Annotated in this window: 14 protein-coding genes; 1 reads left to right on the plus strand and 13 read right to left on the minus strand. The window is 68.7% G+C overall.

Annotated features, from left to right (window positions below):
• Nucleotides 1-6 precede the first annotated feature (6 nt).
• The 6 genes from ASF77_RS05030 to ASF77_RS05055 form a co-directional block, all read right to left on the minus strand.
• Nucleotides 7-645: a response regulator gene (locus ASF77_RS05030; RefSeq protein ID WP_056335296.1), complete on the minus strand. Its 639-nt coding sequence runs from the start codon at nt 643-645 to the stop codon at nt 7-9.
• 2 nt (nt 646-647) lie between these two features.
• Complete coding sequence (locus ASF77_RS05035) at nt 648-3,587, minus strand: PAS domain-containing protein (RefSeq protein ID WP_056335300.1); 2,940 nt, start codon at nt 3,585-3,587, stop codon at nt 648-650.
• A 262-nt stretch (nt 3,588-3,849) separates the two neighbouring features.
• The gene (gene kefC, locus ASF77_RS05040) at nt 3,850-5,655 is read right to left on the minus strand and encodes a glutathione-regulated potassium-efflux system protein KefC (protein WP_056335303.1); all 1,806 of its coding nucleotides are present in this window, start codon (nt 5,653-5,655) and stop codon (nt 3,850-3,852) included.
• Nucleotides 5,645-6,211, minus strand: a complete 567-nt coding sequence (locus tag ASF77_RS05045) for an NAD(P)H-dependent oxidoreductase (RefSeq protein WP_056335307.1) — start codon at nt 6,209-6,211, stop codon at nt 5,645-5,647. The genes kefC and ASF77_RS05045 overlap by 11 nt, the downstream gene beginning before the upstream one ends.
• Before the next feature lie 72 nt (nt 6,212-6,283).
• Nucleotides 6,284-7,285 carry an aldo/keto reductase gene (locus ASF77_RS05050; protein ID WP_056335310.1) on the minus strand — a complete coding sequence of 334 codons (1,002 nt, stop codon included), beginning with the start codon at nt 7,283-7,285 and terminating at the stop codon, nt 6,284-6,286.
• A 132-nt stretch (nt 7,286-7,417) separates the two neighbouring features.
• Complete coding sequence (locus ASF77_RS05055; protein WP_056335313.1) at nt 7,418-7,921, minus strand: porin family protein; 504 nt, start codon at nt 7,919-7,921, stop codon at nt 7,418-7,420.
• A 245-nt stretch (nt 7,922-8,166) separates the two neighbouring features.
• On the opposite strand from ASF77_RS05055, the gene ASF77_RS05060 reads away from it, so the two are divergent.
• A complete protein-coding gene (locus ASF77_RS05060; protein WP_056335316.1) occupies nt 8,167-8,709 on the plus strand; it encodes a DUF2726 domain-containing protein in 543 nt (180 codons plus the stop codon).
• Between the two features lie 88 nt (nt 8,710-8,797).
• Here the strand turns inward: ASF77_RS05060 and ASF77_RS05065 are convergent, their stop codons facing one another.
• From ASF77_RS05065 to ASF77_RS05095, 7 genes are all read right to left on the minus strand, one after another.
• The gene (locus ASF77_RS05065) at nt 8,798-9,349 is read right to left on the minus strand and encodes a hypothetical protein (RefSeq protein ID WP_200934125.1); all 552 of its coding nucleotides are present in this window, start codon (nt 9,347-9,349) and stop codon (nt 8,798-8,800) included.
• Nucleotides 9,350-9,376: 27 nt separating this feature from the next.
• A complete protein-coding gene (lpdA, locus tag ASF77_RS05070; protein ID WP_056335320.1) occupies nt 9,377-10,774 on the minus strand; it encodes a dihydrolipoyl dehydrogenase in 1,398 nt (465 codons plus the stop codon).
• A gap of 4 nt (nt 10,775-10,778) precedes the next feature.
• The gene (locus tag ASF77_RS05075; RefSeq protein WP_056335323.1) at nt 10,779-12,179 is read right to left on the minus strand and encodes a dihydrolipoamide acetyltransferase family protein; all 1,401 of its coding nucleotides are present in this window, start codon (nt 12,177-12,179) and stop codon (nt 10,779-10,781) included.
• Nucleotides 12,180-13,256, minus strand: a complete 1,077-nt coding sequence (locus tag ASF77_RS05080) for an alpha-ketoacid dehydrogenase subunit beta (RefSeq protein ID WP_373961670.1) — start codon at nt 13,254-13,256, stop codon at nt 12,180-12,182. It lies immediately after the preceding gene.
• Nucleotide 13,257: 1 nt separating this feature from the next.
• Nucleotides 13,258-14,490 carry a 3-methyl-2-oxobutanoate dehydrogenase (2-methylpropanoyl-transferring) subunit alpha gene (locus ASF77_RS05085; protein WP_056335326.1) on the minus strand — a complete coding sequence of 411 codons (1,233 nt, stop codon included), beginning with the start codon at nt 14,488-14,490 and terminating at the stop codon, nt 13,258-13,260.
• A gap of 329 nt (nt 14,491-14,819) precedes the next feature.
• Nucleotides 14,820-16,208 carry an efflux transporter outer membrane subunit gene (locus ASF77_RS05090; RefSeq protein ID WP_056335328.1) on the minus strand — a complete coding sequence of 463 codons (1,389 nt, stop codon included), beginning with the start codon at nt 16,206-16,208 and terminating at the stop codon, nt 14,820-14,822.
• On the minus strand, nt 16,205-17,410 hold the full coding sequence (locus tag ASF77_RS05095; protein ID WP_056335333.1) for an HlyD family secretion protein: 1,206 nt from the start codon (nt 17,408-17,410) through the stop codon (nt 16,205-16,207). The genes ASF77_RS05090 and ASF77_RS05095 overlap by 4 nt, the downstream gene beginning before the upstream one ends.
• Between the last annotated feature and the right edge of the window lie 5 nt (nt 17,411-17,415).

Genomic DNA, 17,415 nt, shown 5'->3' on the forward strand with positions numbered 1-17,415 from the left:
CGCGCCTCAGGCCGCGGCCGGCATGCCGATCGCGTCCTCGACGGCGGCGCGCAGCTGGCCGAAGGGCACGGGTTTCGGGAAGACCGGGATGTCGCCCGGCAGGCCCATCGAGTCGATGGTCGGGCGATCCAGGCCGCTGACGACGATGATCGCCATGTTCGCCAGCAGCGGATCGGCGCGCAGGGTGCGGATCATGCGGAAGCCGTCCATGCCCGGCATGCTCAGGTCGCTCACCAGCACGTCGGGCCGCTGTTCGCCGATGCGCAGCAGCGCTTCGAAGCCGTCCGGGGCCTTCACCAGCGTGAGCGGCAGGTTCCAGCCGGCGATTTCGAGCTCGTACAGGCGCAGCAGGGTGCGGTCGTCGTCGACCAGCAGCAGCTTCTTGCGGCTGGGCGCACTCGGCGCCGCTTCCTGCGCGATCGGCGCCGCGCCCGTGACTTCGCGCCGCTCGTTGACCAGCTTGTGCACCGAGGTCATGGTGATGCGGCGGTGGCCGCCGGCCGTCTTCCAGGCCTGCAGGGCGCCGTTCTCGACCCAGAGCTGGACGGTGCGGTGCGACACCCCGAGCAGGCGGGCGGCGTCCTTGGTCGAGCAGAATTCTGCGGCGTTGTAGGCGAGGTCGGAGTGGGCGTCGGGTCTTTGCATGATTACGAATCGTTCGGCATGACGGGCAGCGCAGTCGCTGCGGCCGGCGCCGATGGTGAAATGGTTGCGGTTGCGCCTGCAGCCGCAGCTGGGGTAATGTGGACAGGATCGTCCAGAACGGCGCACAGCGCCTCCAGGTCGACCGGTTTGACGAAATGGTGGTCGAATCCGGCGCCGCGCGCAAGCACCTTGTCGTGGGCCTGGCCATAGCCGGTCAATGCGATATAACGCGTCGGGCGGCCGGCTTCCTGCGCGCGCAGGCGCCGCACCAGTTCATAGCCGTCGATGTCGGGCAGGCCGATGTCGAGGATGAAGACGTCGGGCCAGTCGCCGGCGGCGAGATCGAGCGCCGCGTGCGGATCGAAGGTGCTCGTCACCGCATGGCCGAGGGCGCCGAGCACCTCGGCCAGCGACTGCGCGGCGTCGGCGTTGTCGTCGACGACCAGCACGCGCCGCGGCGCCGGCCCCTCCGCCTGCGCCTGGGACGCTGGCGTCGACGCGGCGTCCGCCGGCGGGGACGCGCCAGGGCCGGCGGCCAGGATGGCGTCGAACACAAGGCGGAACGTGCTGCCGCGTCCGAGCCCGTCGCTGTGCGCCTCGACGCGGCCGCCGTGCAGCTGCACCAGGCTATTCACGAGGGCCAGGCCCAGGCCGAGCCCGCCCTGCGAACGGTCGGGCGTGCGCTCGGCCTGCGAGAACAGGTCGAACACGCGCGGCAGCATGGCCGGATCGATGCCGATGCCGTTGTCGCGCACGGCGATGACGACGCTCGCGCCGCTGTCGTGCCGCATCAGCCCCGCCGAGAGCGCGATGCGCCCGCCCTGCGGCGTGTACTTGGCGGCGTTGTTCAGCAGGTTGGCCAGCACCTGCACCAGGCGCGTGCGGTCGCCGAGGATGCGTGTGCCGGCGCCGAGGCCGTCCAGATCCAGTTCCAGCAGATGGCCGCGCGCCTCGATCAGCGGGCGCGCCTGCTCGACGGCGCCGGCCACCACCGCCGCGACCTCGACCGGCGCACGCTCGAGCGTCACCAGGCCGCGCGTGACGCGCGACACGTCGAGCAGGTCGTCCACCAGCGCCGTCATGTGGCGCACCTGGCGGATGATGACTTCGCTCGACTGGCGGATGCGCTGCGTGCTCGAGCCGGCCATGGTCAGCAGCTGGGCGGCATTGCTGATCGGCGCCAGCGGATTGCGCAATTCGTGCGCCAGCATCGCCAGGAACTCGTCCTTGCGGCGCGACGCGGCGCGCAGCTCGTCAGTGCCGATCTTCTGGTCCTGGATGTCGGTAAGGGTGCCGATCCAGTGGGTGGCCCGGCCGTTCTCGTCGAACGAGGGCAGGGCGCGGTTGAGCACCCAGCGGTAGCCGCCCGCATGGTGCATCAGGCGGTGCTCTGCGTCGAAGGGCCGGTTGGCGGCGAAGCTCGTCTTCCACTGGGCCAGCAGCGCGGACCAGTCGTCCGGATGCACCACGCGGCGCCAGATGTCGGCGCCCAGTTCCGCGTCGCCGATGCCGGTGAATTCGTGCCAGCGGTCGTTGACATACTGTTCGGTACCTTCGACATTGCTCGACCAGACCATCTGTGGAATCACGTTGGCGATGCCGCGAAACTTCTGTTCGCTCTCGGCCAGCGCGCGCTCGGCCGCGACCTGGGCGGTGATGTCCATCGTCGCCGCCACCGCGCCGGCCGGATTGCCATGCGCGTCGCGCATCGCCTGGGCGCGCACCAGCACCGTCTTGCGCTGGCCGGGCGCGTCGAGCGGCTCGATCTCGATCTCCGCCTCGTGGCTGCTACCGCTGGCCAGTGCCCGCATGATCGGCCATTCCCCCGGTGCCAGCGGGCGCGGGGGTACACTGCCCTCGCCGGGAACCCAGCCTTTCCATGCATCGAAGCCGAGGCCGCCGGCGGACGGCAGGTCGCCGCCCCAGATCGCGCGGTTGGCGGCGTTCGCCAGCTGCATGCGTCCATCGAGGCCGGCATAGGCAATGCCGACCGGCGCCGCTTCCAGCAGGGCGTCCAGGCGGCGCCGGCTGTCTTCCGCACGCAGCGTCGCGGCCGCGGCGCGCTCCTCGCTGGCGACGCGTGCGGTGATGTCGACGGCAATGCCGGCGAAGCGGCGCTGGCCGCTGGCCGGATCCGTGAACACCTTGCCGCGCGCGTTGACCCAGACATCGACACCGGAGCGCTGCGGAATCCGGTAGTCGATGTCGTAGCGGCTGTCCGTGGCGATGGCGGCGGCGATCGCGGCGAGCACGCGCGGCCGGTCGTCGGGATGGATCATGTCGGTGAAGCGTTCCAGCTCGGTGCCGGACTGGGCCAGCGCCGCGTCGATCTGAAACAGGCGCGCGAAGCGCTCGTCGACGTAGGTCGTGCCGTCGTCCAGATCATAGGACCAGGTGCCGATGTTGCCGGAGGCTTCGAGCGAGAGCGCCAGGCGCTCCTCGGCCTCCTTGTGGCGGGCCAGTGCCTGCACCTTGTCGGTGACATCCACGCAGGTGCAGATCAGGCCGCGCACGACGCCGCGCTCGTCGCGCAGGGGGCTGTACGAGAAGGTGAACCAGGCCTGCTCGGGATAGCCGTTGCGCTCGAGCGTGACGGCATAGTTCTCGAAGAAGAAGGATTCGCCCCCCAGCACGCGGCGCACGTAGGGCCCGAGGCTGTCCCAGACTTCGTGCCAGACGGCCGGGAAGGGCGCGCCCAGGCAGTTCGTCTTGCGGCCCAACATGGATTCGTAGGGGTCGTTGTAGAACAGGGTCAGGTCGTCGCCCCAGGCCAGGAAGGTGGGGAAGGAAGAGCCGAGGACGATGCCCAGGCTGGTGCGCAGCAGCGCGTCCCAGCCCGCGATCGGGCCCAGCGGGTGCTCCGACCAGTCGCGCTCGCGGATTTCACGGCCGATCCTGCCGCCGTTGTCCAGGAAACCGACCTGCCTGTCTTGCTCGTTCACAGTCGCCCCGGGCTGAAAAGCTCCATATTCTACAGGAGTTGCCGAGACGTTAAGGTCGAGCTCCGAAAACCGATATCCGCTGCCGGCCGTGGGCGCCTGCGCCGGCCAGGCCGCAGACGCTGCCGCTGCCGCTGAAGTATCGATTTTATCGGATTTGAGCATTCCGCGAGTCTACGCCATCCTTGACGTTTCCAAGCGAAAACATTCACATCGTGCGCGATCGCGCGTTGCGCCGGCGAGACAGGCGCCGGAGTAAGCATGCTCAATCCCAGCCCCGCTCCGACTCGCGCTCGTAGCGTTTCAGGTCGCGCGCGAACATTTCGTTCAATTCGTCGCGCGCCTGCTTGGACAGCGAGGCGTACTGCTCGCGATCCTTGTAGAACGGGTAGACGGCGTCGACGCTGGCCTTGTTATGTTCGCGGAACTTGAGCGCCGCCTCGCGCGCGCGGTAGGCGCCGTAGCCGAGCTGGCAGAGCACGCGCCGGCCCAGCTGCAGGGCCGCCTCGAACGTCTCGCGTTCGATGACGGTCACGCCGCGGTCCATCAGCTGGTAGTAATGCGTGACGTTGCGCGCCCGCGCCAGGATCGGCAGGCCGGGGAAATGCTCGCGCACGGCGTCGACCAGGGCCAGGCTGTCCTCGACGTCGTCGATGGCCAGCACCAGGGCCCGCGCCTTGGCCGCGCCAGCCGCGTGCAGCAGGTCGACCCGGGTGGCGTCGCCATAGAACACCTTCCAGCCGAAGCGGCGCAGCAGCTCGATCTGGTCGGGGTCGTGGTCGAGCACCGTCAGCTTGATGCGGTTGGCGTTCAGGAGACGCCCGACGATCTGGCCGAAGCGCCCGAAGCCGGCGACGATCACATGGCCCTCGTTGCCCTCGATGGCGTCGGCCTGGCGCAGGTTCTGGCCGTGGTAGCGCGGCTCCAGCACGCGGTCGTACAGCACCAGCAGCAGCGGCGTCGTCACCATCGACAGCGCCACCACCGCCACCAGGATCGAGCCGACCTCCGGCGTGAACACGCGCGCCGCACCGGCCGCGCCGAACACGACGAAGGCGAATTCGCCGCCCTGCGAGAGGAGGAAGGCGAACAGCCAGCGCTGCCCGCGCGCGATGCCGAAGCGGTACGACAGCCCGAACAGCACCGCCAGCTTGATGAGAAGGAAACCGGCGACCGCGCCCAGGATCAGCCAGGGGTGGGAGGCGAACACGCCGAAGTCGACCGACATGCCGACCGCGATGAAGAACAGGCCGAGCAGCAGGCCCTTGAACGGTTCCAGGTCGGTTTCCAGCGCATGGCGGTACTCGGAATCGGCCAGCAGCACCCCGGCCATGAAGGCGCCCAACGCCATCGACATGCCGACCCACTGCATCAGCAGAGAGATCGCGATCACCAGCAGCAGCGCGAAGGCGGTGAAGATCTCGCGCATGCCCGACTTGGCGATGATGCGCAGCGCCGGGCGCACGAGAAAACGCCCGGCCAGGATCACGCCGAGGATCACCGCGCCCAGGCGCGCGGCGCCGAACCAGCCTTCGCCGCCGCCGCTGTCGGCCGCGGCCACGCCGAGCAGGGGAATCAGGGCGATCATCGGGATCGCGGCGATGTCCTGGAACAGCAGGATGGCAAATCCGGCCTGGCCGGCCGGCGTCGCCATCAGATTGCGTTCCCCGAGCGTGGACAGCGCGATGGCCGTCGACGATAGCGACAGGCCGAGCGCGGCGACCAGGGCCACTTGCCAGGCCACGCCGGCCAGCAGCGCCGCGCCGAACAGCGCGCCGGCCACGCCCAGCACCTGGGCCGTGCCCCAGCCGAAGATCGGCCGCCGCATCGACCACAGGCGCGCCGGTTCCAGCTCCAGGCCGATCAGGAACAGCAGCAGCACCACGCCGAATTCGGAAAAATGCAGGATGGTCTCGACCTCGGTGATCAGTTTCAGGCCCCAGGGGCCGATCGCCATCCCGGCCAGCAGGTAGCCGAGCACGGCGCCCAGGCCCAGGCGTTTGGCCAGCGGCACTGCGAGGACGGCGGCGGCCAGGTAGACGACGGCGTTCGCCAGCAGGTTATGCTCCATGGACGGCCTCCTTTGCCGGGGTGAGAAGGAAGGCTTCCAGGCGGGCGCGGAAGGCGGCCACGTGGGCGGCGACGGCGGCGTCGTCCGCGCCATGGGCGCCGTGCAGGATGTGCGGCGGCCACCAGTCCATCCCGCACAGGAGGGCCGTCTGTTCGAAGGGCGGCAGGTAGGCCTCGAAAGGACGGCCGTGGCGTTCGCCGGCCTGGTAGGCGTCCTCCGGGCTGCCGGTGGTGACCGCCAGGAGGTAGCCCTTGCCGCGCAGCGCCGTGGCCCCCGGCCCGTAGGCCCAGCCGGCCACCAGCACGCTGTCGACCCATTCCTTCAGCAGCGAGGGCATGCTGTACCAGCGGATCGGGTGTAGGAAGACGACCAGCTCGGCCTGCGCCAGCAAGGCCTGCTCGCGGGGGACGTCGATGTAGAAGTCGGGATAGGTTTCGTACAGGTCGTGCACCAGCACGCCGTCGAGGGCGCGCGCGGCCTCGGCGAGGCGGCGGTTGATGCGCGAGCGGTGCGGGGCGGGATGTGCGTAGAGGACGAGGATGCGGGTATCGGGCATGGGGAGTGACCTTGTTGTTTTGCCAATTGTACAGCCTGCGTGCGGCTGCCGCTCCCTTCGCCGTGGTCTGCGCTAGCCCGGCAGTGGCGCCTCCTCAGGCAGCAGGCCTTCGTGCACCAGTTCCTCCCAGAACGCGCGCGGAATGGCCATGTCCATCAGGGCCGCGTTGCGGCGCAGGTGCTGCGGGCTGCTCGCGCCGGGGATCGTGGCCGACACCACCGGGTGCGCCGCTCCGAACTGCAGCGCGGCCGCGGCCAGATCGACCCCGTGGCGCGCCGCGACCTGGCGCAGGCGCTCGCGCTGGGCGTGTTTTTCTGCGCTCGCCGGCGCGTAGTCGTAATGGTCGCCGCCGGCGAGGAAACCGGAATTGAAGGGGCCGCCCAGCACCACCGAGGCGCCGCGTTCGGCGCACAGCGGGAAGAACTCGGCCAGCGGCGTCGTCTCCATCAGCGTGTAGCGGCCGGCGAGCAGGAAGACGTCGGGGTCGGACGCCTGCAGTGCGCGCATGCAGGGTTCGACCGTGTTCACGCCCATGCCCCAGCCCTTGATGATGCCCTCCTCGCGCAGTTTCACCAGTCCCTCGAAGGCGCCGCCAGGGCCGGCCGCGATGGCGAAATGGTGCTCGAACTCGGCCCGGCTGAACTGGTCAGTGGAGAGGTCGTGGACGTAGACGATGTCGATGTGGCCGAGGGCGAGGCGCTGCAGGCTGTCCTCGACCGCGCGGCGCGCGCCGTCGGCCGTGTAGTCGAGCACGCGCCGGAAGGGCAGGCTCGACACGAAGGGCGCGGCGATCTCGCCCACGGGATCGGGACGGAGCAGGCGGCCGACCTTGGTCGACAGCGTGTATTCATCGCGCGGATGGCGGCGCAGGGCCTGGCCGAAGCGGTGTTCCGACAGGCCGGCGCCGTAGTGGGGCGCGGTGTCGAAGTAGCGGATGCCGGCCTCCCAGGCGGCATCGACCGTCGTGCGGCCGGCCTCGTCGCTCGTCGTGTGGTACATGTCGCCCAGCCCGGTGCCGCCAAGGCCCAGGCGCGTGATCGGTCGGTAGCGCGGGTTCACGGTGCGTCCTTTCATGGTCAGGAAGAGCAGCCATGATGCACGCGGCCGTGCCGACCGGCGCGCACGTTTGCCGGGACGAAAAAAAACCGGGAAGCGCACTTCCCGGTTCCGGTTGCCGCTCAAGCGGCGTACTGCATACTAAAGAATTTAGAAGCGGAAGGAAACGCCGGCCAGGACGCGGGTCGCGTCGCTCGAAGGCTTTTGCACTTCCAGGCGGCCCTGGACGACCGGGCTGAAGCTGTAGCCCAGGCCCAGGCCGTACAGCACGTTCGAATCGTGTTCCTTGGCGCTGAAGCCAGCCACGTCGGCATCGGCTTCCAGGCGGTTGTAGCCGAGGCGGCCGTAGACGTCGAAGCCGTTCGACAGCGGCACGCTGCCGAGCAGCGAGACGTCGATCTGGTCGACGGTGACGTTGGCGGTCAGCGGTCCCGAACGGAACTCGGTGTCGGCCAGGCGGTGGTAGCCCGCTTCGACGGCGAAGCCAGGGGAGAACTTGTAGCCGATGAAGGCGCCGTAGCCGCCTTCGCGGTCGAAGCCTTCGATCTTGGTCGAACCGGCATCGATACCGGCATAGAACGGCTGCGGCTCGACGGCGAAAGCGGCGTTGGAGGCGGCGATCAGGGCGGCGGCGGCAGCGATTTTCTTGAACATGTTCAGCTCTCTTATGTTAGGTGAATGAGAAGGCCGAAAGACGAAGCTTCGACCGGGCGCGGATTATCGCATGCTTTGCAAAAATGCACCGGCTCGGTGCAATGCAGCGCGGGTAATTCGTGTTTAAGAGCTTTAAAAGCAACAAAGGGTTCTGCGGGACACGCGGATGTTGTAGTATTTCCTTGTGGCAATATGTTGGCCTGTGCACGCGTGCAGTAACCCACTCTTTTTATCTAGGTATTTCAATGAAAACAGCCCTTGTCATCGTCGCGTTCTTCGTCGTGTTCTTCCTGTTCGCCGCTGTCGTCGCGATCCAGCTGAAGAAAGGGAAGGGAAGCAAGCGCACGGGCGCCTACCGCCGGCGCAAGCTCATGACCGACAACGAACGCGAGTTCTTCGGCAGGCTCGTGGCAGCGCTTCCCGGGCATTACGTCTTTCCCCAGGTGGCCATGGCCGCGCTGATCGAAGCGGCCAGCAGCGACAGGAAGACAGCGCATGGTGACCGTTTACGCATTGCCCAGCAGCGCGCCGACTACGTCGTGTGCGATGTCGCCGGCGAAGTGATCGCCGTCGTCGAGCTCGATGACAGGACGCATTCCCAGGCGAAGGATCAGCTGCGCGATTCCCGGCTCGAACAGGCGGGCATCCGCACCGTGCGCTTCCAGTCCCGCAACAAGCCGACGCCGGCTGCAATCCTCGTCGCCATCCTGGGCGCGCCCGCTGCGGCCGGAGAGCCGGTGGCCGTATCCGAACCGGCATACCTGACCGCGGTCGCTGCCGCCCAGTGAGTACGCACCGGCTGGCGCACGGGCCGCCGTGCGGTGGCGCCGGAAAGAAAAGGCCTGCTCGCGCAGGCCTTTTTTTATGACGTCGCCGCTAGACCAGCAGTTCCGGATCGGCCCCGCGCGGAATCACCAGCGTGTGCATGCGCGCAAAGGCGACGACGGCCGCCGTCAGGCGGTCGTACAGATCGTCGTCGACGTAGGGCAGCCCGTCGGCCTGGTCGTCGTGTTCGAGCGCCTCGACCGGCAGGAAGTTGCGCAGGCGGGCAAGATCGGCCAGCACCGCCAGCGCCATCCCGGACGGCAGGGCGCCGCGCCTCACCAGGTGGGTGTGGAGGAAATCGATCAGCTTCTCAAAATGCTCGTTCCAGTTGATGTTGCCGTTGCCCTGGGCTTCATGGCGCAGCTTTTCGACGGCGCGCAGCAGTTCGCCCTGCACCGTCAGCGACTGTCCGGAGCGGGGCACCAGGTGCCGCCAGATCCAGGCCGCGACGGCGTCGTCGTCGCCCTCGCACGGGATGCGGGCGGGGGCGCCGCCGGGCAGCGGCGCGGAGGCAGCCGCCGCGAGTGCCGCCGCACGGCGGTGCATCGCCAGCAGCGCGAGCGCGACGGCGGCGACAACGCCGGCAATGCCGATCAGTTCCATACCCTGGCTTTTTGCGTGCCGTCGGAACTAGATATGCAGCGCGTGGCCGAGCGCGCGCAGCGCCGCTTCCTGCACCGCCTCGCCCAGGGTCGGGTGGGCATGGATGGTGCCGCCCACGTCTTCCAGCCGCGCCCCGAGTTCGATCGAGTGGCTGAAGGCCGTCGACAGTTCCGACACGCCGCGCCCCACCGCCTGCCAGCCCAGGATCAGGTGGTTGTCGCGGCGCGCCACGACGCGGACGAAACCGTCGGTCGACTCGATCGTCATCGCACGGCCGTTGGCGGCGAAGGGGAAGTTGGCGACGATCGCATCGATGCCGGCCGCTTCCGCCTCGCCCGGCACCATGCCGACCACGACGACTTCAGGATCGGTGAAGCAGACCGCCGGCATGGCCGCCGGCTGGAAGTGGCGGCGCTTGCCGGAGATGATCTCGGCGACCATCTCGCCCTGCGCCATCGCGCGGTGCGCCAGCATCGGCTCCCCGGCCAGGTCGCCGATGGCCCAGACATTGCGCATCGAGGTGCGGCACTGGTCGTCGATCTTCACGGCGCGGCCGTTCATGTCGAGCCGCAGCGACTCCAGCCCCCAGCCGCCGGCGCGCGGACGGCGGCCGACGGCCACCAGCACACGGTCGGCCGAAAGCACCATCTCTTCGCCGTGCGCCGTCTGCACGCGCACGCCATCGTCGGCCGCGTTCAGGCCCAGTACCGAGGTGCCCAGGCGCACGTCGATGCCGAGGCGCTTGAGCGCCGCGCCGACCGGTTTCGTCAGTTCCGCGTCATAGGCCGGCAGGATGCGCTCCGCCGCTTCGATCACGGTGACCTCCGCGCCCAGCTTGCGGTAGGCCGTGCCCAGCTCCAGGCCGATGTAGCCGGCGCCGACGACGACCAGCTGCTTCGGAATCGAAGTCGGCGACAGCGCTTCGGTCGAGGACACGACCATGCCGCCGAAGGGCATGAAGGGCAGCTCGACGGCTTCGGAGCCGGCGGCCAGCAGCAGGTGCTCGCAGCGCACGCGCTGCAGTTCCCCGTCCGCCGCCTTCACCTCGACCGTCTTGCCGTCGAGGATGCGCGCGAAGCCATTGATCACCTGGACGTCGTTCTTTTTCAGCAGGCTGCCGACGCCGCCCGTCAAACGCTTGACAATGCCGTCCTTCCAACCGACGGTGCGGTTGATGTCGATGGTCGGCGCCGCGGCTGCGATGCCGAGCGGCGAATCGCCGGCGTAGTGGCCGGCCTTTTCGAATTCCTCGGCCGCGTGGATCAGGGCTTTCGAGGGAATGCAGCCGATGTTCAGGCAGGTGCCGCCCAGCTGGCCGGCTTCGACCAGGATGGTCGGAATGCCGAGCTGGCCGGCGCGGATGGCGGCGACATAGCCGCCGGGGCCGCCGCCGATGACCAACAGGGTCGTGCTGATGTCGTTCATCGGGTCACTCCACGAACAGGGTTGCCGGGCACTCGAGGTAGCCGCGGATGGTCTGGATGAATTCGGCGGCCACCATGCCGTCGATCACGCGATGGTCGAAACTGGACGACAGGTTCATCGTCTTGCGCGCGACCATGGCGCCGTTCAGGATCACCGGCTTGTCGATGATGCGGTTCACGCCCACGATCGCCACTTCCGGACGGTTGATCACCGGCGTGGTGACGATCCCGCCCAGCGCGCCGAGGCTGGTGATGGTGATGGTCGACCCCGTCAATTCCTCGCGCAGGGCCTTGCCGGTGCGCGCGGCTTCGGCCAGGCGCGCCACCTCGGCGGCGCTTGACCACGGGTCGCGCGCTTCGGCATTGCGAACCACCGGCACCATCAGGCCGGCATCGGTCTGGGCCGCGATGCCCAGGTGTACCGGGTTGTAGGTGGTGACGATGTTGGCGTCGTCGTCGAAGCGGGCGTTCACCGACGGGTACTTGCGGATCGCCAGCACGACGGCGCGCATGATCAGCGGCAGCAGCGTCAGTTTCGGACGCTGGCCGGCGTAGCGGGCGTTGAGCTGCACGCGCAGCGCTTCCAGTTCGGTGACGTCGATCTCCTCGACATAGGTGAAGTGCGGGATGCGGCGCTTGGCCTCCGCCATCTTCTCGGCGATCTTGCGGCGCATGCCGATGACCGGCATGGCCTGCTCGCCCTCCAGCACGGCGTAGCGGCGGTCGCCTTCGGCCGCCTTTTGCTGGCCGCGCTGCACATAGGCGTCGAGGTCGGCGTGGCTGATGCGGCCGGCCGGGCCGGAACCGGTGACGTATTGCAGCTCGATGCCCATGTCCCAGGCGCGCTGGCGCACGGCGGGTGCGGCCAGCGGCTTTTCGCCGGGCGCGCGGCCGTGGTGGGCCGGGGCGTTGGCGCCGTGCGAAGGCTGTGCATGGGCCGGGGCCGAACGCGGCGGCGCCACCTGCGCCGGCGCCACCGTCGCTTCGCTGGTCACGCTGGTGACCACGGTTTCCGGCTGCGCCACCGTGATCGGGATGAACTCGTCGACGGTGGCGCCGCCGCCTGCACGCGCGGCTGTGGTGCCGGCGCTTTCGGCCGCCGCGACGGCTTCGTTGCGCATCGCCTGCGCCGGGGTCTTGGCGTCGACTTTGAAATTACCCGCGCCTTCGACCTCGAGGCGGATCAGTTCCGCGCCCACGGCCATGGCTTCGCCCAGCTTCCCGCCCAGGGAAGTGACGGTGCCGTTCACCGGCGAGGGAATCTCGACGGTCGCCTTGTCGGTCATGACGTCGGCCAGCACCTGGTCTTCCTTGACCGTGTCGCCCGGCTTGACGTGCCAGGCGACGACTTCGACTTCGGCGATGCCTTCACCGAGGTCGGGCATTTTAATGACATGAATACCCATTTACTTCGCCTCCATCGCACGTTTGAACGCGGCGCCGACACGGTCGGGCCCCGGGAAATACGCCCATTCCTGCGCGTGCGGATAGGGCGTATCCCATCCGGCGACGCGCTCGATGGGCGCTTCCAGGTGATAGAAGCAGTGTTCCTGTACCAGGGACGCGAGCTCCGCGCCGAAGCCGCTGGTACGCGTCGCTTCGTGCACGACCACGCAGCGGCCGGTCTTCTTGACCGACTCGACGATGGTGTCGAGATCGAGCGGCCAGAGAGTGCGCAGGTCGATGATCTCGGCGTCGATGCCGGTTTCGGCGGCCGCCGCTTCCGAGACCCAGACCATGGTGCCGTAGGTGAGCACGGTGAGTTCGGCGCCCGGGCGGAAGATGGCTGCCTTGTCGAGCGGGACGGTGTAGTAGCCGTCGGGGACTTCGCCCATCGGATGCTTGGCCCAGGACACCACCGGACGGTCGTGGTGGCCGTCGAAGGGGCCGTTGTAGAGGCGTTTCGGTTCCAGGAAGATGACCGGATCGTCGTTCTCGATCGAGGCGATCAGGAGGCCTTTCGCATCGTACGGATTGGACGGCATCACCGTGCGCAGGCCGCAGACGTGGGTGAACAGCGCCTCCGGGCTCTGGCTATGGGTCTGGCCGCCGTAGATGCCGCCGCCGCAGGGCATGCGGATGGTCAGCGGCGCCGTGAAGTCGCCGGCCGAGCGGTAGCGCAGGCGCGCCGCTTCGGAGACGATCTGGTCGGACGCCGGATAGAAATAGTCGGCGAACTGGATTTCCACGACCGGACGCAGGCCGTAGGCGCCCATGCCGACCGCCGTGCCGACGATGCCGCCTTCGGAAATCGGCGCGTCGAACACGCGCTGCTTGCCGTACTTCCCCTGCAGGCCGTCGGTGGCGCGGAACACGCCGCCGAAGTAACCGACGTCCTGGCCGTAGATGACGACGTTGTCGTCCTTGCCCAGCATGACGTCCATGGCCGAACGCAGGGCCTGGATCATCGTCATCTGGGTGGTCGTCTTGTTGTTCTCGGGCTCCTTGCCGCCCGGGTTTTGATCGTTATCGTCGCGCGCCATCTCACACTCCCAATTGTTGACGTTGGCGGCGCAGGTGCTCGGGCATCTCTTTATAGACATCCTCGAACATCGACGCAGCACTCGGGACGCGGCCATCAGCCAGCGTGCCGTATTGTTCGGCTTGCCGTTGGGCGGCCAGCACTTCCGCTTCCAGGTCGGCCTGGACGCGTTCGTGCTCGTCGTCCGACCAGGCGCCGATCTTCGTCAGGTGCTGGCGCAGGCGGGCGATCGGGTCGCCCAGCGGGAAACGGCTCCAGTCGTCGGCCGGGCGGTAGCGCGAAGGATCGTCGGAGGTGGAGTGCGGGCCGGCGCGGTAGGTCACCCATTCGATCAGGGTCGGGCCGAGATTGCGGCGCGCGCGTTCGGCGGCCCAGCAGGAAGCCGCGTAGACGGCCAGGAAGTCGTTGCCGTCCACGCGCAGGCTGGCGATGCCCGAGCCGACGCCGCGCGCGGCGAAGGTCACGCTCTCGCCGCCGGCGATCGCCTGGAAGGTCGAGATCGCCCACTGGTTGTTGACGACGTTGATGATGCAGGGCGCGCGGTAGACGTGGGCGAAGGTCAGCGCGGTGTGGAAGTCGCTTTCCGCGGTGGCGCCGTCGCCGATCCAGGCCGACGCGATTTTCGTGTCGCCCTTGATCGCCGAGGCCATGGCCCAGCCGACCGCCTGCGGCACCTGGGTGGCCAGGTTGCCGGAGATGGAGAAGAATCCCTTCTCCTTGACCGAATACATGACGGGCAGCTGGCGGCCCTTCATCGGATCGCGCTCGTTCGAGAGCAGCTGGCAGATCATGTCGACCATCGGGTATTCGCGCGCCATCAGGAGGCTTTGCTGGCGGTAGGTCGGGAAGCACATGTCGCCGTCCTTCAGGGCCAGCGCGTGCGCGGTGCCGATCGCTTCCTCGCCGAGCGAGGTCATGTAGAAGGACATCTTCTTCTGGCGCTGGCCGATGACCATGCGCGCATCGAAGATACGCGTCTTCATCATCGTGCGCAGGCCGAAGCGCAGCTGGTCGACGTCGATCTGCGGCGCCCACGGGCCGACGGCATTGCCGTCCTCGTCGAGCACGCGGATCAGGGAGGAGACGAGGTCGGCGGTGTCGCCGAACAGGACGTCCACGTCGGGCCGGCGTACGGCGCCGGCAGGACTCATTTGTAGATACGAAAAATCGGTCTTGCAACCCGGCCGGCCGGTTGGCTCCGGGACATGCAGCGACAGAGGGTTACCCTGGCTCATAATGCGCGTTTCCTTTGTGAGGTGATGTGCGGCAAGGCGAGATGATAAATCGTGGGAGTGCGCGCACGAGCATTGCAGAGAAGTATTTTCGTGCTGCGGTGCGGCATATTTAGGAGGGGGCTGCGCGTTCGCGAATGATCATGCGCCGCGTATCAACGCATGGACGGCGAAGCCGTCCACCCTACATCACGCCGTAGGGTGGACGGCTTCGCCGTCCACGCGGTGATCGCTATCTTTCCAGAAGCCCCGCACGCACCGGCGCCCACGTCCTTCGAAAACGTATCACGCGGCCTCGCGCGTAAACCCGACCGAAACCAAGCGTGCGCGCCTCAAGGCATCCACCCACCCCCCAGCGCCCGATACAGCCCGATCAAGTTCTCGATCTGTGTGCGCTGCAGCGTAACCAGGCTTACCTCCACCTGATATAAATTGCGCTGGGCGTCGAGCTGCTCCAGATAGGAGGCATACCCGGCCTGGTAGCGATCCGTCGCATACCCCAGCGAACGCGCCAGGATATCGCGCCGCTGAATGGCATGGCTCACCTGTTCCGCCAGCCGCGGCACGCCGGCCAACGCGTTCTCGACCTCGGAAAACGCGGTCAGCACCGTGCGCCGGTAGGCAAAGGCGGCCTGGTCGCGCTGCGCGGCGGCCGCTTCCAGCTGGGCGTCCAGCCGCCCGCCCGAGAACAATGGCGCGAGCACGCTGCCGCCCAGGCTCCAGACCGCGACCGGATCGTAGTCGAGGGCGTTGACGAGCAAGCTGCCCAGCTGCGCGCTCAGGTTCACCTGGGGCAGGAAAGCCTGGCGCCGCACGGCCAGCGCCGCATCGCTGGCCGCCAGCAGCAGGGCGCGCTGGGCAATGTCCGGGCGGCGCTCCAGCAGCTGCGAGGGCAGCATGGCCGGCACCGGCGGCAAGCGCAAGGCCGCGAAGCCGGCGCCGCGCGGGTTTGACCGCAATACCGGCCCCGGCACCTCGCCCGCCAGCAGGCGCAGCGCGTTCTCCTGGCGCCGCAGGGCCAGTTCCAGCTCGGGCAGCGCGCCCAGCACCGACTGGTATTCGGACTGGGCCTGCGTCAGCTGCAGCTGCGAGATATAACCGACGCGGGCCTGATCCTCGGCCAGTCGCAGCGCCTCGGCGCGCGAGGCGACGGTTTCGCGCGTGATGAAGAGCTGGGCGTCGAGCGCGAGCAGGGCGACGTAGTTCTGGGCGGTGGCCGCGGCGACGGCGAGCGCGGCCGCATCGCGTTCCGCCTGGCTCGCGCGAAACTGCAGGTTGGCGGCGCGGATCTGGTCGCGCAAGCGGCCGAACAGGTCGAGTTCCCAGTTCGCCTGCAGCCCAGGCTGAACGACCTTCGTATTGCTGATACCGGTGGCTTCCAGCGCGCGTCCGGCCTGGACGCCGAGCGCCGCATTCAGGGCCGGCAGGCGCGCGCTTTCCGCCAGCGCCGCCTGGGCGCGCGCCTCGTCCACCCGGGCGACTGCGATCAGGACGTCGCTGTTGCGCGCCAAGGCCGCCTCGACCAGCGCGGCCAGTTGCGGGTCGCCCAAGGCGCGCCACCAGTGCGGGTCGATGGCGGCCGTGCCGTCGCCCGGCTCGCGCCAGGAGCCGGGCGCGACGACCTGCGCCAGTGCCGGGGAGGGGCGCTGGGCCGGCAGGCAGCCGGTCAACGCGCCCGTGCCCGCCAGCGCCAGCGCGGCGTTGAAGCGGCGCCGCCTCATTGGCCAACTCCGGGCCTCGCCCCGCGCGCCGTCTCGTGCAATGCGGCGCCCGTGTCGACTTCGGCCGTCACCGACATGCCGGGCCGCAGGCGTTTGGCCAGCGGCTGATCCGGGTCGATCGCGATCCGCACCGGCAGGCGCTGCACCACCTTGGTGAAATTGCCGGACGCGTTATCCGGGCGCAGCACCGAGAATTCGGAGCCGGTCGCCGGCGCGATCTGTTCCACATAACCGGTGAGGGTTGCGCCCTCGAAGGCGTCGACCTTGAAGGTCGCCTGCTGGCCGATGCGCATGCGCCAGGTCTGGCCTTCCTTGAAATTGGCCACCACCCACAGCGTATCGGGCACCAGGAACAGAAGCTGCGAGCCGGCCGTGACGTACTGGCCGCGCCGCACCGAGGCTTCGCTCACCTGGCCGTCGCGCGGCGCGCGGATCACGGTGTTGGCGAGGTCGATCTTCGCCAGTGCCAGCTGGGCCTCGGCCGCGGCCACCTGCGCCTCGAGGCCGCCGCGCGAGACCGTCGTGCCTTTCACGCGCTGCTGGGCGATCTCGATCTCGGCCTGGGCCTTCAGGACGTTGGCCGCGGCCAGGCGCGCCGAGGTACGCACCCGATCGCGTTCGCTCAGCGAGACCGAGCCGCGTTCGGCCAGTTCGTCGACCCGGGCCTGCTCCGCGCGGGCGCGCGCGCTTTCGGCCTGCGCCGCCACCAGGTTGGCGCGCGCCGAGCCGACGGTGGCCGTGTTCTGGGCCTGGGTCTGCTCGGCGTTGTTCAGCTGCGCGGTGGCGTTGGCGACCTGGCTTTCGGCCGCGCGTACGCGCTGCGCATAGATACGGTCGTCGATACGCAGCAGTTCCTGGCCTGCCTTCACGTACTGGAAGTCCTTCACCGCCACGTCGGCCACATAGCCGCTCACCTGGGGCGCGAGCACGGTGATCGCGCCGCGCACATAGGCGTTGTCGGTGCTGACGCGGGTGGTGTTAAAGGGGCCGAGGTGCCAGGCCCACATGATGAGGGCGATGCCGACCGCGGCGACGACGACCATGATGCCGATCGAGGCCGGGGTGGCCTTGATCTTCTTCGGCGGCGCAGCCGGCTGCGCCGGTGCGGGCGCCGCGGCGCCGTCGTCGGAATCGGCGGGCGCGGGCGGGTTGGCCTCGGCGGCTTCGGTTTCTTCGCGGGTGGGCGGGTGTGGAGCTTGCATACGAG

The organism is Massilia sp. Leaf139 (genome assembly GCF_001424165.1).
Lineage (GTDB): Bacteria > Pseudomonadota > Gammaproteobacteria > Burkholderiales > Burkholderiaceae_D > Telluria.